Origin of the sequence: Streptomyces sp. NPDC058198 (assembly GCF_042882605.1) — a bacterium.
Lineage (GTDB): Bacteria > Actinomycetota > Actinomycetes > Streptomycetales > Streptomycetaceae > Streptomyces.
The window spans coordinates 40,863-56,150 of the sequence record NZ_JBHVVP010000016.1 but is presented as its reverse complement, the minus strand read 5'-3'; the positions used below and the strand labels follow the sequence as shown (position 1 = coordinate 56,150).

Annotated in this window: 6 protein-coding genes; 4 read left to right on the top strand and 2 right to left on the bottom strand. The window is 68.5% G+C overall.

Going from position 1 to position 15,288, the window contains the following annotated elements:
- Positions 1 to 197: 197 nt before the first annotated feature.
- The 3 genes from ACFVWW_RS31565 (at position 198) to lepB (ending at position 3,845) form a co-directional block, all read left to right on the top strand.
- Entirely contained in the window at positions 198 to 719 is a 522-nt protein-coding gene (locus ACFVWW_RS31565; protein WP_386878026.1) for a hypothetical protein, read from the top strand.
- Entirely contained in the window at positions 716 to 3,085 is a 2,370-nt protein-coding gene (locus tag ACFVWW_RS31560; protein ID WP_386878025.1) for an N-acetylmuramoyl-L-alanine amidase, read from the top strand. Before ACFVWW_RS31565 ends, ACFVWW_RS31560 begins: the two co-directional genes overlap by 4 nt.
- 115 nt (positions 3,086 to 3,200) lie before the next feature.
- The gene (gene lepB, locus ACFVWW_RS31555; protein ID WP_386878024.1) at positions 3,201 to 3,845 is read left to right on the top strand and encodes a signal peptidase I; all 645 of its coding nucleotides are present in this window, start codon (positions 3,201 to 3,203) and stop codon (positions 3,843 to 3,845) included.
- A gap of 791 nt (positions 3,846 to 4,636) precedes the next feature.
- Here the strand turns inward: lepB and ACFVWW_RS31550 are convergent.
- Positions 4,637 to 5,266 carry an RNA polymerase sigma factor gene (locus ACFVWW_RS31550; protein ID WP_386878023.1) on the bottom strand — a complete coding sequence of 210 codons (630 nt, stop codon included), beginning with the start codon at positions 5,264 to 5,266 and terminating at the stop codon, positions 4,637 to 4,639.
- A gap of 116 nt (positions 5,267 to 5,382) precedes the next feature.
- Positions 5,383 to 5,742, bottom strand: a complete 360-nt coding sequence (locus tag ACFVWW_RS31545) for a hypothetical protein (protein WP_386878022.1) — start codon at positions 5,740 to 5,742, stop codon at positions 5,383 to 5,385.
- A 931-nt stretch (positions 5,743 to 6,673) separates the two neighbouring features.
- On the opposite strand from ACFVWW_RS31545, the gene ACFVWW_RS31540 reads away from it, so the two are divergent.
- Complete coding sequence (locus tag ACFVWW_RS31540) at positions 6,674 to 15,268, top strand: DNRLRE domain-containing protein (RefSeq protein ID WP_386878021.1); 8,595 nt, start codon at positions 6,674 to 6,676, stop codon at positions 15,266 to 15,268.
- Positions 15,269 to 15,288: the final 20 nt, after the last annotated feature.

Here is a 15,288-nt window from a genome sequence, read left to right as displayed (position 1 = left end):
CGTAGGGTTTCACACGGTGCTCGATGTGGGTTATAACCAGCCGGATTTGAATGTCATTCACTCCTGAAGGGAACTCGTATGGGCAGACGTCCGGAACTCCGATCGGTGGTCCGGCCCTGCGAATGCGTTGTTCCGCCTTCGACCGGTCGGGCAATTCCTGCCCTGGTCGCCTCTCGTATCGGAGACGTCCCCGCCCCATGAGCACCGACACCCCGAGCACCGATACCGCCGATGCCGCTTCCGGGGCGGAACCGGCTGAGCACCGTCCTGAGCGCTCCGGCACCGACCGCCGCACACTCGTCGGCGTGGCCGTCACCGTCCTGCTCGCAGCGGGCGTGGTCACCTACGGCATCCTCGCCACCCCCGACGAGCCGAAGGCGAAACCGGTGCCGGCCGCCGCCGTCACCTACGAGGTCCGTGGTTCGGGCACGGTGAAGATCGACTTCATCGCGCACGGCAAGCAGACCAAGTCCCTTACCGTCTCCGGCTCCGAACTGCCCTGGCGCAAGAACGTCAAGGTCGCGCTCGGCACCGAGCCCACCGTGCGCATCGTGCTCGACGGCAAGGGCGGCGACGCCGACTGTGCCGTAGCCGTCCGCGGCAAGCACGTCCAGCGGTCCACAGCGGCCGGCCCGTACGGACGGGCGACCTGCAGCGCCCCGCTGCCCCCCGCCCGGAACGCCTCCGACCCCACTTCCGAGAACGGCGAGACCCCGTGAACCTCACCCGCAGCACCCTCGCGGCCGCCGCTCTCGTGCTCGCCGCACTCCCCGTCCCCTCCGCTGCGGCGACCGCACCCGCCGACGGCGGCGAGACCCCTACCGGATCCGTCTCCACGTACGGCATCTCCGAGGTGAGCAGAGGCGGCCAGGTACTCACGACACGGAACACCGGTGAGTTCAGCCTGCTCGGCATCACCTGGGACGATCCGCGCGCCCAGCTCGGCGGAACCGCCGAGATCCGGGTACGGGACGCGAAGAGCGGTATCTGGTCCCCGTGGCGCGCGCTGGACACCGACGTCCGTACACCGGAGTCCGGGCCGGACCACGAAGGCCCTGAGCTCCGGGCCGGCACCCAGCCCCTGTGGGTAGGCCCGTCGGACGGTGTCCAGGCCCGCATCACGGGCACGAAGCTCCCGCAGGGACTGCGCGTGGACCTGGTGGACCCCGAGGGCGGCACGGCACTGGACCGAACCGCAGCGCTGGGAACCGCTACCGCGGCGGGTGCACCCGTGATCACCTCGCGTGCCCAGTGGGGCGCCGACGAGTCACTGGTCGCCGACCCGCCGACGTACACCACGGACACCAAGGCGGTGTTCGTGCACCACACGGCCGGCACGAACGACTACACCTGCGCCGAGTCCGCCTCCCTGATCAGAGGCATCCTCACCTACCACGTGAAGTCCAACGGCTGGAACGACATCGGCTACAACTTCTTCGTCGACAAGTGCGGAACCCTCTTCGAGGGACGCGCCGGCGGGATCGACCGGCCGGTGTACGGGGCGCACACCTACGGGTTCAACACCGACACCAGCGGCGTCGCCGTCCTCGGCGACTTCAACACCGCGAGCACCACGCCCGCCGTGCGCGACGCGATCGCCCGGCTCGCGGCCTGGAAGCTCGGCCTGTACGGCATCAACCCCAGCGGTACGACTGTGATGACGGCCGGCGCGGACAACGGCAAGTTCACACAAGGCCAGCAGGTCACCATGAACCGGATCTCCGGCCATCGTGACGGCTACCCGACAGAGTGCCCGGGCACCAACCTCTACGACGACCTGCCCGCGATCCGCACAGCAGCAGACGGTGTCAACGCCCGCTCCGTGTACGGCGACACCAACGGCGAGGGCCGCGCCGACCTCTCCGTGGGTGTGCCGCGAGCCACCGCGAACGGGCATGTGGGCGCGGGCCAGGTGAGCGTGGTGCCCGGCACCCCCACCACTCCCTACGCGGCCAACCGGTCGGTGGTCACTCAGGAGAGCGAAGGCGTACCCGGCGGTTCCGAGGACAACGACGGCTTCGGCTCGGCGAGCGCCTTCGGCGACGTCGACCATGACGGCTATCAGGACCTCGTGGTCTCCTCGCCCGGCGAGGAGGTCACCGCAGGCGCGAGCGACGAGGGCGGCATCAGCGTCCTGCTCGGTGGCCCCAACGGCCTCACCGGCCAAGCCGGCATGATCAACGAACCGGTGGGGGTCCGCACCGGCAACGCCCGTTTCGGAGCGGCCCTGGCCACAGGCGACTTCGACGGGGACGGCGGCGACGATGTCCTCGCGGTCTCGCCCGGGGCGGGCCGCGCCTGGACCGTGGACGGCGCCGACCGCCGCTTCTCCACGCCGCTCACCCTCTCCGACGGGCCCGTCCAGGACGCCGCCGTGGCCACCGGGGACTTCGACCGCGACGGCTTCGACGACGCGGCACTCACCTTCCGGACGGCGGGAGGCTCCTCCCCGCTGGTGCTTGCGCGGGGTTCGGCAGGCGGACTGCGCACCGACAGCGCGACGATCCTCGACGGGGCCGGTGGCCTCGCGACGGCCGCCGGCGACCTCGACGGTGACGGATACGCCGATCTGTCGGTGGGACGACCGACGGCGGACTCGGGCAGCGGAGAGATCGTCACGTACCACGGCTCCTCCGACGGCCTTCGGACCGCTGACGCAGCGGTGATCGGCAGCGACGATCTCGACGCGGCGGGCGTCGGCAGCGAGACCGGCACCTCACTCGCCATCGGCGACACCGACGGTAACGCGCACCCCGATGTCCTCGTCGGCGCACCGGGCGGTGCGGGGCGCGCGTACCTGCTGCACGGCTCCGCCGAAGGGCTCACCACGGCCGGTGCGGTCTCCTTCGTGCAGGGCTCGGGCGGAGTTCCGGGAGCTGCCGAGACCAACGACCGGTTCGGGTCCGCGGTGGTGCTGGCCGATCTGAACGGCGACGGCACGGCCGATCCGGCGCTCGGGGCCGAAGGCGAGAACTCCGGCGACGGCACCGTGATGGCCATGACCGGGGGTATGGGCGCCTCGTACGGACCCTTGGCCCTCGCGACCGGCGCCGGCCACGGAATCGGCGCCGTTCTCACCAAGTGAACGAGTGCCACTGCGAGTGTGATGCCGCTCGCAGCGTCATGCGGGCACCTGAAGCTCCCTCGACAGGATCGATCTGCTTGCGAGTGACGGAGAGACAATGAACGAGAGTCGACGCATGCGCGCCGGTCGCGGATTGCTGATCACGGGGATACTCCTGGCGTCCTTGGGGGTCGTCACGACCGCGGGAGTGCTCTGGTCCGACCGGGGCTTCTACACGGTGACGATTGCCAGCGTGGGGATGGAGCCCACCTACCGCGAGGGCGACCGCGTTCCGGTCGAACGGTCCGGTGGCGAAGACCTACGGCGGGGCGATGTCGTGCTCTACAAAATGTCGAACAGGTACGGCGAACTGCCGGTCCCGCAGCGCGTCATCGGGCTCGGTGGCGATCACGTTGTCTTCGCCGACGGGACGCTGACTGTCAACGGAGCACAGGTCAGCGAGCCTTATGTGAAGGAGGCGGATGCCGGGCTGGGCACACCGCCCTACGACGTGAACGTGCCTCCCGGCCGCATGTTCCTCCTGGGCGACAACCGCGGGAACTCGAATGATTCGCGGTTCTTCCTGAGTGAGGACTCCGGCACCGTACCCACTACCGCGGTCCAGGGCCGCGCGCTCAAGAACGGGACCGCCCCGATGATGCAGGGACTGGCCGTGGTCCTGGGCGTACTCCTCACCGTAGGCGGCGGCATCTGCGTTCTGACCGGTTGGCCGGCCCGCCGGCGGCGGGCAGCAACGACGTGCACCGCATACAACATGTGAGGGCCGCGGGGGCTACGGTGCTCCGTCGGCCCCCGCCGCGTTCCTTGGGGCCGGCTTCGACGCATGCTTACCGGTGCCGTGGGCGTGCTCCGCACTCCTGCCTTGTGAGGGAGAGGCCGCCGGGGGATTCTTCGACTGCCCCGGCGCAGCTGTCCTGGCCGGCTTCCCGGGCACCGAAGGGACGGCCTCGTCCGCACCGGACAACGTGGCACAGTAGCCGTCCACGGCACCCTCTCCACCTGCGTCGTCCACCAGTTGCCGGAACGCCGCACCCCGGTGCTTGCCGTTGCCCTTGCTCCATGCGTGGCACAGCGCCACTTGACTCCGGGGTACCGGATCGTCCGCCGAACCCGAGGCCGAGGGCGCCGGTGACGGGGTGCTCCGGCCCGTCGCCTCGTGTGTACCGCCAGGGGTGCGCGGGGCGTCCACGCCCCGCCGAGATCCGGGGCTTTCGACAGGGTTCTCGACAGGGCCGTCGGCCGGGCGGAACGGATCCGGGAACACACCGGGGTCGGCGGCCAGTGCCAGCCCGCCGAGCGTAACGGTGGCGAGGGCTGCCCCGAGCGCCGCCCTCAGCGAGACAGGGGCGGAGAACCGACGCCGGGCCGGGCGCCAGTCGTCGCGCCTTCGGACACGCCGCGGTCCGACGCCTTCGGCTGCACTGCCCGCCTCCCGGAATGCCGCGAGCGCCCGCTCGACGCCCGCTGGCTCGACGCCGCCTCGGACGGCATCCGCGAGCGCCTCGATCTCGGGCGTGACGAACGCTGCGTCCGTCGCTTCCGCCTTGCGTTTCATGTCTCATCCCTCAGCGTGCCCGACGCAGCGTGCGCCGCGCTCTCCGCCCGGCTTCCCGAGGTCAACTGCTCGGCCAGCCGCTTCAGCCCCCGATAGGCGGCCGTCCGCACGGCGCCCGGCCGCTTGCCCAGCACCCGTGCCGTGGAAGGTCCGTCCAGCCCCACCACCACCCGCAACAGCACCGCCTCCGCCTGGTCCGGCGGCAACCCGACGATCTGTCCCAGCGCCCACTGCGTCGACATCGACTCCAACACCGCGTCCATCGTGTCCGCCTGCCCCGGCAGTTCCAGGACATCCTGCTCGATGAGCGACGTTTGGGGTCTTCGCTTCTGCTTACGAAGGTGGTCCAGCGCCCGGTTTCGCGCGATGGTCGCTGTCCAGCCGCGAAATCCCCCGCCGTCGCCCCGAAAACGCTTCAGGTCCCGGGCGATCTCCAACCAGGCCTCCGAGGCGACATCCTCCGCGTCGTTCCCGACCAGCCCGCGCATGTATCCGAGGAGTCCTGGATGCACGAGCCGATACGCCGTCGCGAAAGCGTCCTCATCCCCCTGCTGAGCAAGCGACACAGCAATCCCGAGCTCCACGTCAGACGCGTGCGTACGACGCCGATTCCCGCCCCTACCCACACGTGCCTCTTCGATCGTCCAGCGTTCTTCCCCGCTCCTTCTGCGTCCTGACGCACAGAAATGTCACAGCAAGCGGAACCTTCGCTTCACCGACCTTCTCGGCCCGGAAGGTCAACTCATCGTACGGCCTTCATGGGTACGCGGCCGTGCAGCAGGAAGTACATCTGCTGCACGGACTCCTCCGGCCCGGCCGCAAACCGTTTGGCCACCTTTCCGATCGGATTCCACACCCGCCCGTCGGGCATCCGAACTCCCACCAATTGACCGAAGAGCTCCTGCTGCCCCCTGTCGAAGTCCACCCACTCGGCACCGGCCCGCCTTACGAACACCTCACCCGCGTAGGCCCCGAGCCAGAACAGCTCACGTGCCACGCTCCACTGCTCCGGTCCAGCGCCACGGAGCCCATCGGTGATGCGGTCCACCACACGCAGGCTCGCCACCGAGTAGTCCAGAGGCAACCGGTTCCGCACCGTCACCCTCCGAATGAACTCAGCCACCCCCACACGCATCTCACCGGCCGACAAGAGACGTCTCTGTTCCCCACCCAAACCCACCGCAGCCCGCCCCCAGAACTCGTTCGCTTCCGAGAGCCTCACGCGGACACCCGGCAGGGAACCCCTTTCGTTCCCTCCCCAAACCAAGCGAGGCCGCGTCCTCAAACGTCACAGTGACAACCAGCGTTCGGGGGGACGCGGCGATGGCTACGGGTGGGGGTCAGGTCGTGGGTGGAGCCCCTACCTCTGAAGACGCGCCCCTGGCAAGCCCTCAGATCCGGTATCGCGACCCCTTCGACGCACGCCCGAAGCTGCCCGCTGAACTGCGAAAACGCCGACCAGATTCCAGCCGCGTTCGACGCCGAACCATAAATGACAAGCTTAGGCGTCTGATTCGAACGGGTCAGGCCTGCGCGGAATCGCACTCCGCCCGACGGTCGTCAATCCGAAGAGATCGTTGCGGCACCGCCTCGGATTCAGTGGTACGGAGCGTTGCCGAAATCGGGACAGAACTCCGGAACGGAAAGGCGCGGCATGCCGCGATCCGGCACAAGTGACCGGTTCCGAGACTTTCGACTGATGGCCAACATTTGCCTATTGTTGGCCATTTGTCGCCTGATGCGAATGTCGTTGACATGCACATGGGCCACTGGTAGATGATGCGCCCTGCCGGTGCGTCGGGCGGTGAATGATGCCGCAGTAATGCGGTGTCAAATGCCGTTGCCCCATGTTTCCGGCTGCTCACGCACTGCCGGAATCCGTGCTTTCCACCGCGGATTCCCTTTCTTTCGTGTACGAATTGGCGCCCGCCCACGGGAGAGCGCCGAAATCATGAGGGGGCGGCATGAGAAGAACAGCAACGCGAGCGAGACCCATACGGGTGATCGCCGTGACGGTGGTCACGGCGATCACCATGTCTGTCTTACCGCAAGCGGCCTACGCGCTTCCGGCGACAAACGGTGGGGGGGAGGGCAAGGGCCCGTCCGAGGGTCTGATCGCCACCATCGGGAACTGGTTCGACGGCGACGACGACGCCGGTCCCGAAGCACCCGAGACCGGCGGAGAACCGACCCTGCCGAGCCGCGAGAAGCTCCCCAAGGGCGCCCCGGCTCCGAAGGCCCACCGGGTCGCCGAACTGAGTGCCCGGCGCACGCCCCACGCACGGTACTGGCGCATGTCCGACGGCCGGGTGCAGGCCGAGGTGTCGGCCGTACCCACCGGCTACCGGGCGGGCAAGAAGTGGAAGGCGATCGACCCCGGCATCAAGGCTGTCGACCGGCCGGGATACGCCTTCGCCAACACCACCAACACCGCCCGCACCTGGTTCGGCAAGAAGGCCGACGGCCTGGTGCGCTTCGAGACCTCCGACGGCCATGTCGTCACCCTCGGGCTGCCGGACGCCGGAGCCCTCGCGCCGGTGGCCCGGGACAACCGGGTGACCTACCGCGACGCGGTGTCCGGCGCGGACCTCGTCTACGAGGTCGGTCCGGGGCGGGTGAAGGAGAACATCGTCCTTCGTGAACGCCCGGCCGGCCCGCTGTCGTTCACCTTCACGCTCGACCCGGGCGGACTGACGCCCAAGGCCGGCAAGGACGGCGCCGTCCGGCTCTACGGCGAGAGCAAGGACCCCGTCCTGGAGTTGCCGCCCGCGTTCATGACGGACGCCAGGAAGGACGCCGAGTCCCCGTACGGCACGGCCCACAGCACCGATGTCACGCAGAAGCTCACCCGCGCGGGCAAGAGCTGGAAACTGACGGTAACCCCGGACGCCACCTGGCTCGCCGCCCCCGAGCGGCGGTTCCCGGTCACCATCGACCCGACGATCGCGATCTCGCCGCCGCCGTCGCAGGCCCAGGACGTGATGATCTCCTCGGACGGGCCGAGCGACAACTACGACACCAGTTGGCGGCTCTCCGTCGGCAACACCACCACCGGCAGTTCCCGGGCCCTGCTGCGGTTCCCGGTGAGCGGCATCCCGTCGGGCACCCGGCTCGACTCCGCCGACCTCCGGCTTTACTACGACCAGTCGCACACCACCAGCGACGACGAGGTGGGGCTGGAGGCGCACCGCGCCACCGCGGACTGGAACGAGTCGACCGCCACCTGGAACAGCGCCAAGGACCTGACCGGCGAGCTGTCCGGCACCTCCGTGATCGTCGACGACGGCGACTCCGGCACCACGGCCGCCAAGGGCTCCTGGCCGGCGTCCGGCAACACCGCGTACACGCAGTACGCGGTGAACAAGGACTACCTGTACAACAAGGACTCGGTGGCCGGGGACACCTACACCTGGCAGCCGAACCTCCCCGAAAGCGGCGACTACCTGGTCGAGGCGCACTCCGTGCCCGCCGAGGACCGGGCCACCAACGCGCCGTACACAGTGACGCACGACGGCGGCAGCACTGCGCGGAACGTCGACCAGCAGGCCGGGTCGGGCGGCGTGTGGCGGGCGCTGGGCACCTACCCGTTCAAGGCCGGCACGCTCGGCAAGGTCGTCCTGGGTGACGGTCCCGCCTCCACCTCGACCGGGGTGATCGCCGACGCCGTGCGCTTCACCCGGGGCGGCGTCGTCACGAAGAAGCCGGCGGAGTCCAACACCTGGCACTCCTTCCCGGTCACCAAGACCGTCCAGCAGTGGATCGACGGCACCTACGCCAACCACGGATTCGTGGTCAAGGCGGGCGACGAGAGCGCGACCGCACCCAAGGGCGGCCCCCGTTACGAGGGCAGCGAGTACGCCTACAACGGCGAGACGGTCAACTACCCGCGCCTCGTCCTCACCTACGGCCGCCCGGGCGTGGACCTGGCGGCCCCGAGCACCATCCACGCCACCGGCGCGGAGCTGAACTGGTCCGCGTACCAGGACCCTTCGGCGAACTCCGGTGACGACCTGGCTGAGTACCAGGTGCACCGCTCCGTCTTCCAGAACTTCGCCCCCTCGGCCTCCACCCTGGTCGCCCCGGTGGCACCCGACACGACGGCCTTCACCGACAGCTCCGCCGTGCCCACCCGGGCGGACGACGCCGACCCGCTCGGCCGCGCCTACTACTACATGGTCGTGGTGAAGACCCGGGACGGACAGACGGTCCAGGCCCCGACCCGGCTGGCACGCCTGCCCAAGGCGGGCCGCACCATCAAGCTGATCGAGGCGTCCCAGGACGCCACGCTCACCGCGGGGCAGCCGGCGCAGCCGCACGACACCATCGCGGACGGCGGCGCCTCACACAACTGGCTCATGGCGGGCAACAGTTCGGCCACCTACGGCACCAGCCGGGCCGCGGTGAAGTTCCCCGGGCTGGGCATCCCCGCCACGGCGCGGGTACTGGACGCCCAGGTGAAGCTCTGGGGCTTCACCACCGTCACGGACGCCGCGGGAGCCAGGTACGAACTGCGCCCGCTCACACGGGCCTTCGACGAGGCGACCGCCACCTGGCAGAAGGCCGACTCCACCGCCTCCTGGACCACCGCGGGCGGCGACACCGGCAGCCCGGTGTCCGACCTCGGCTCCTTCACCAACGACCCGGCCAGCCGCGACTGGAACGTGTCCTCGATGGTGCAGGGCTGGGTGCGCGACCCCGCCACTCAGCACGGTGTGCTGATCAAGCTCGCCGACGAGGCCGGTCCCAAGGAACGCACCGTCTTCGTCTCCTCCGAGGGCGTCGAGCCGAGGCTGCGGCCCCGCATCGCGATCACGTACATCGACTCCACCACCGAGTCGACGTACTACGCGCCGCAGACCCCGGCGCGGATCACCCCGAACAGCGATCACACCGTCGAGTTCACCCTCACCAACACCACCACGTCCATCTGGAAGGCCGGCACCCACGCCCTCAGCTACCGGTGGGCGCTCCCGGACGGCACGGACGTCACCAGCGGCGGCAACCAGCTCCAGACGGCCCTGCCCGCCGATCTGCTGCCCGGCGACTCGGTCACCGTGCAGGCCAAGATCCGCGCCCCCATCAACTCCGACTCCGGCAACAAGCGCACCGAGCACGTCCTCACCTGGGACGTCCGGGACACGGCGGCGGGCACCTGGCTGTCCGGCACGGGCGGCATACCCGGACTCCGGCAGAACGTCACCGTCGAGGACCCGACGTCGGACCAGCTCGGCCTGGAGAAGTACTACTCGTACAACGGCAAAAACACCGGCGCGGGTTCGTCGCTGATGAACAACACCGCCGCCGGGAACAGCGTCTGGCAGTACAACGCCCTCAGCAACCCGGGCCGCGGCCTGAACACCTTCGTCCGCTTCGCCTACAACACCCAGGACACCTCGGACACCGTCGCCGGTCATGGCTGGTCCGTGCAGGCCGCGGGACCGATCCGGCTCGGCGCCCCGCTGGACTTCCACCCGAACCCGAACCCGCGGGAGGTCCGGCTGCCCGACGGGGACGGGACCACCCATGTCTTCCGGGCGCAGGACGACGGCACATGGAAGGCGCCGGCCGGCGTCCACTTCCGGCTGTCGGCCAAACCGGGACTGGACTGCACCCCGGCAAAGGACCCGGTACCGGACGCCTGGACGATGACCCGCCCGGACGGCACCCGGTTCCTGTTCGGCTGTGACGGCTACCAGACGTCCGTCGTCGACAAGAACGGCAACACCCAGACGTTCACATACGAGGAACGCAAGTCCAACAACAAGCCGACGAAGTTCCTCAAGTACATCACCGATCCGGCCGCGCGGCAGACGCTCACCGCTACCTACTACACCAAGTCGGACACCAGCAGCCCAAAGATCATAGACCACCTCAAGTCGATGACCGACGTCTCGGGCCGCAAGCTGGCCTTCGAGTACTCCGACAAGGGACTACTGACCAAGCTGACCGACGGCGCGGGCTCGTCCCAGCCGAAGGTCTTCGGCTTCACGTACGACGCCGAGCAGGGCAACAAGAACGTCAAGCTGGTCGAGATCACCGACCCGCGCGGCCAAGCCACAGGCCTCGACTACTACTACCCGAACGAGGGCGACGACCCCAAGTACCACTGGTGGACCCAGACCATCACCGACCGCATCGACGGCACCACCGAGTTCGCCTACGCCCCGGGCACGGCCGACACCCGCTTCACGTCCACGGTGGTCACCGACGCCGAGGGCCACGACACCACGTACGTCACCGACGACTACGGGCGCCCGGTGCGGTCCGTCAACGCCAAGTCGCAGCAGACCGAGCTGGCGTGGGACGCAGACAACAACGTCACCTACATGGAGGAGCACAACGGGGCCGTCACCGCGTACTGCTACGACGCGCTCACCGGCTACCCGCTGTGGAAGCGCACCGCCGAGCACAACACGGGCGGGGTTCCGCCGCAGAGCGACTGCGCGCCCGACAAGCACCCGGTCAACGCCCAGAAGTTCGAGTACGTCAAGCGGCTGGACGGCTACTCCTCTGACCTCTACCGCAAGACGTCGCCACAGGGCCGCGCCTGGCAGTTCGGCTATGACACCTTCGGCAACCTGAAGACGGTCACCGACCCGAAGGGCGTCGCGACCCCCGCCGAGGGCGACTACACGACCCGGTACGAGTACGACGCCCATGGTCAGCTCACCAAGGCCACCGACGCCAACGGCAACTCCACGGTGAACAGCGAGTTCGTCCCGACCGGTTACCCGGCGAAGATCACGGACGCGCTGAACAACAGCTCGACCTACGAGTACGACGAGCGCGGCAAGGTCACCAAGACCACCGACCCGCTGGGCCTTCGCACCACGCAGACGTACGACACGTACGGCCGGCCGATGGTCAGGACGGTGCCGAGGGACCAGGCCAAGAACGACCTGGTCACCGTCCCGGCACCCGACTACGACGCCAACGACAACGTCACCAAGGCGATCGCACCCACCGGAGCGGTCTCCACGGCGGACTACGACGCGGCCGACCAGATCACCGAGGCCACCTCGCCGCAGGACTCGCCGACCGAGCCCCTGCGCCGGACCACCTACACCTACGACAAGACCGGTCATCTGAAGACGACGACCGAGCCGAAGGGCGTGGCCACGCCCGACGTCCCGGACGACTACACCACCACCCAGAACTACGACGAGATCTACCAGCTCGCCTCGGTGGTCAACGCTGTCGGCGAGAAGATCTCGTACTCGTACGACTCGGTGGGCAACAACGTCAAGGTCGTCGACCCGAAGAAGAACCGGACGGCGGACCTCGACGACTTCTCGTCGAAGATGACCTACGACCTGGAGCACCGGGTCACCTCGGTCACCGACCCGCTGGGCAACGTGACACACCGCAGCTACGACAAGGACGCACTGGTCGTCGCCGACACGGACCCGGACGGCAACACCACCCTGTCCAGCTACGACGAGCGGGGCCGCAAGACCGAGGTCAAGGTTCCGCACTCGGGCACCGGCGGCGACACCACGTACCGGACCACCCGCTACGAGTACGACCAGGTCGGCAATGCCACCCGGGTGATCACCCCACGCGGCACGGAGACCGCGAACGCCGACGACTTCACCAAGCGCACCGAGTACGACGCGCTGAACCGGCCGGTCAAGCAGTACCTGCCGTACAACTCGTCGGACACCCGCTATGCCGACCCGAACGTCTATACGCAGACGTTCTACGACACGGTCGGCCGCGTCACCCGGACCTCGCTGCCGCCCTCGGAAGGCCAGACGGTCCGCAACGACACCGAGTTCACCTACTACGACAACGGGTGGACCAGGAGCTCCACCGACCCGTGGGACATCCGGACCAGCTACGAGTACAACGACCTGGGGCTGCAGACCTCCAGGACGCTGAGCTCCGCCGGTGACTCCGTCAGCCGCACCATGGGCTGGAGCTACTACCCGAACGGCAAGCTGAAGGAGAAGACCGACGACGGCGTGCCGGTCGGCACCGCGGTGCCCCTCGTCGACAACTCCGACATCCAGCACACCAGCTCCACCGGCACTTGGACCACGGCGAGCCTCACCGGTCAGCAGGGCTTCGACCACCGCGTGCACGCGGCCGGCAGCGGGACGGACGCGTACTCCTGGACGCTGAACATCCCCAAGAACGGCAAGTACACCGCCTACGTGAAGTTCCCGCAGGTCGCGGGCGCCAGCAAGACCGCCAGGTACAAGGTCACCCACACCGGCGGAAGCACCGACAAGACGGTCGACCAGTCCACCGCGGCGGGCACCTGGGTCAGCCTCGGCACGTACGACTTCGCCCAAGGCAACGCGGCGAAGCTGGAGCTGTTCCAGGCCGCCGACGGCAAGGTCGTGGCCGACGGGGTCAAGCTGGTGCGCGACCTGACCGGCGACATCGACGCGGAGAAGCACCACTTCCGCTACGCCTATGACCTCAACGACAACCTCTCGCTGATCGACGACCTGTCGTCCGGCGCCGAGGTCGACAAGTACACGATCTCCTACACCGGCCTGAACCGGGTGTCCCGGATCACCGAGACCCTGGCCGGCCAGGAGAAGACGAGCACGGCCTACACCTACGACCCCAACGACCAGCCCGAGACGATCACCCACCCCGACCAGTACTCGAAATACACCTACGACCTGAGGGAGAAGGCCAAGTCGGTCTCTGTGGGCACGTCGCCCACGGACACCGACCCCAAGCTCACCTCCTACGCCTACACCGACCGCGGTGAGGTACTGCAGGAGACCAAGGACAACGGCAACACCGTCGACCACACCTACTTCCTCGACGGCGCGGTGAAGACCAGCGCGGAGAAGAAGGCCGACAACACACTGGTCGCCTCGCACACCTACGCCTACGACGCCAACGGCAACAAGGCGAAGGACACGGCGAAGAAGATGAACGCCGACAACCACTCGGCGTACCTGGAGTCCACCACCGAGTACGCGTACGATCCGGTCGACCGGATCGCCAAGTCGGTGAAGACCGGCAACGGCGCCGCCACGGAAACGTACGTCCACGACGACAACGCCAACGTCGTCCAGCAGACCGTCGGCGGCACCGCCACGGACTTCCGTTACGACCGCAACCGGCTGCAGACGTCGACCACCGCCGGGTCCGTCACCTCCTTCAACTACGACCCGCTGGGCCGTCAGGAGTCGACGTCCCAGGACGGGCAGGTCGTCTCGCGCAGCATCTACGACGGCTTCGACCACGTCGTCGAGTCCCAGCAGCGGGACGCGGACGGCGCGATGAAGTCGACGAAGTACACCTTCGACCCGCTCGACCGCACCTCGTCCAAGACCGCCGACGGCAAGACCACCGACTACCGCTACCTCGGCCTCTCCCAGGAGGTGCTGACCGAGGAAGTGGCCGGCACGCTCACCAAGTCCTACCAGTACAGCCCGTGGGGCCAGCGCCTGTCGCAGGTCAAGCACAACGAGAACGGGACGACCGAGGACGCGTACTACGGCTACAACAGCCACACCGACGTCGAGACCCTGACCGACGACAGCGGCAACACCAAGGCCACCTACGGCTACACGGCCTACGGCAACGACGACTCGTCGGAGTTCACCGGCATCGACAAGCCGGACGCCGCCGATCCGACCAAGGAGGAGTACAACTCCTACCGCTACAACGCCAAGCGGTGGGACGCCGGATCCGGCACGTACGACATGGGCTTCCGCGACTACGACCCGGGGCTGAACCGCTTCACCAGCCGGGACATGTACAACGGGGCCCTGGCCGACATGGGTCTGGGCAGTGACCCCTTCACCGGCAACCGCTACGCCTTCACCGGCGGCAACCCGATCAGCAACGTCGAGATCGATGGTCACTTCTTCGCCCTCGCCATCCCGGCGATCGCCGTGGCCCTCGTCGCCGCGGTCGTGGTCACGGTCGCGATCATCGCCGTCGCCGCCGCCGTCGAGTACGTCGTCGACGAGGTCCGGGAACGGATCGACGAGCGTGCCCGGGCGCGGGACAACACCGACGACCAGCCCGCACCCGACCCGCGGCGCGTCCCGCGGCCCCAGCCGGAGCCCGACGACGACAACCGGTCCGGTTGCGGCGACGGCTGGATCAAGTACGGCGAGCGTGACGCGGCCAACGGCAACCGGGCCACGGCCGCGGAGGCCTGCCTGACGAAGGACTACCTGAAGAAGAACAAGGGCACCGCCGTGGGTTCGAACCCGCCGGGATACCAGTGGGCGCAGAACTTCGCCACGGGCAAGGGGCTGGACGCGCAGAGGAACGTCAACGCCTGTCACCTCATCGGCAACAAGCTGGCGGGCAAGGGCGTCCTGGCGAACCTCTCCCCGTGCGCCCGCGGCGCCAACGCCAAGCAGGTCGGCTCCACGCAGGGCGAGGAGCACATGAGGGCGTACGAGAGCCTGGTCTACACGGCCGTGATGGCCGGCCAGGACGTCATGTACACCGTGTCGCCGCGCTACGACGGCAGCAGGACGGTGCCGACCGGGTATGACATGTCGGCGTACGGCGTCAATCCCGACGGCTCGGTCGGGATCAACTTCCAGGTGTTCATACCGAACGAACTGAGTACGGGAGACAATCTCGGCACACAGATGGCCAGCGGTGGTGCGCCGACACCCACAGGGAGCACCCAGTGACGCGGACCGACGAGGATCGA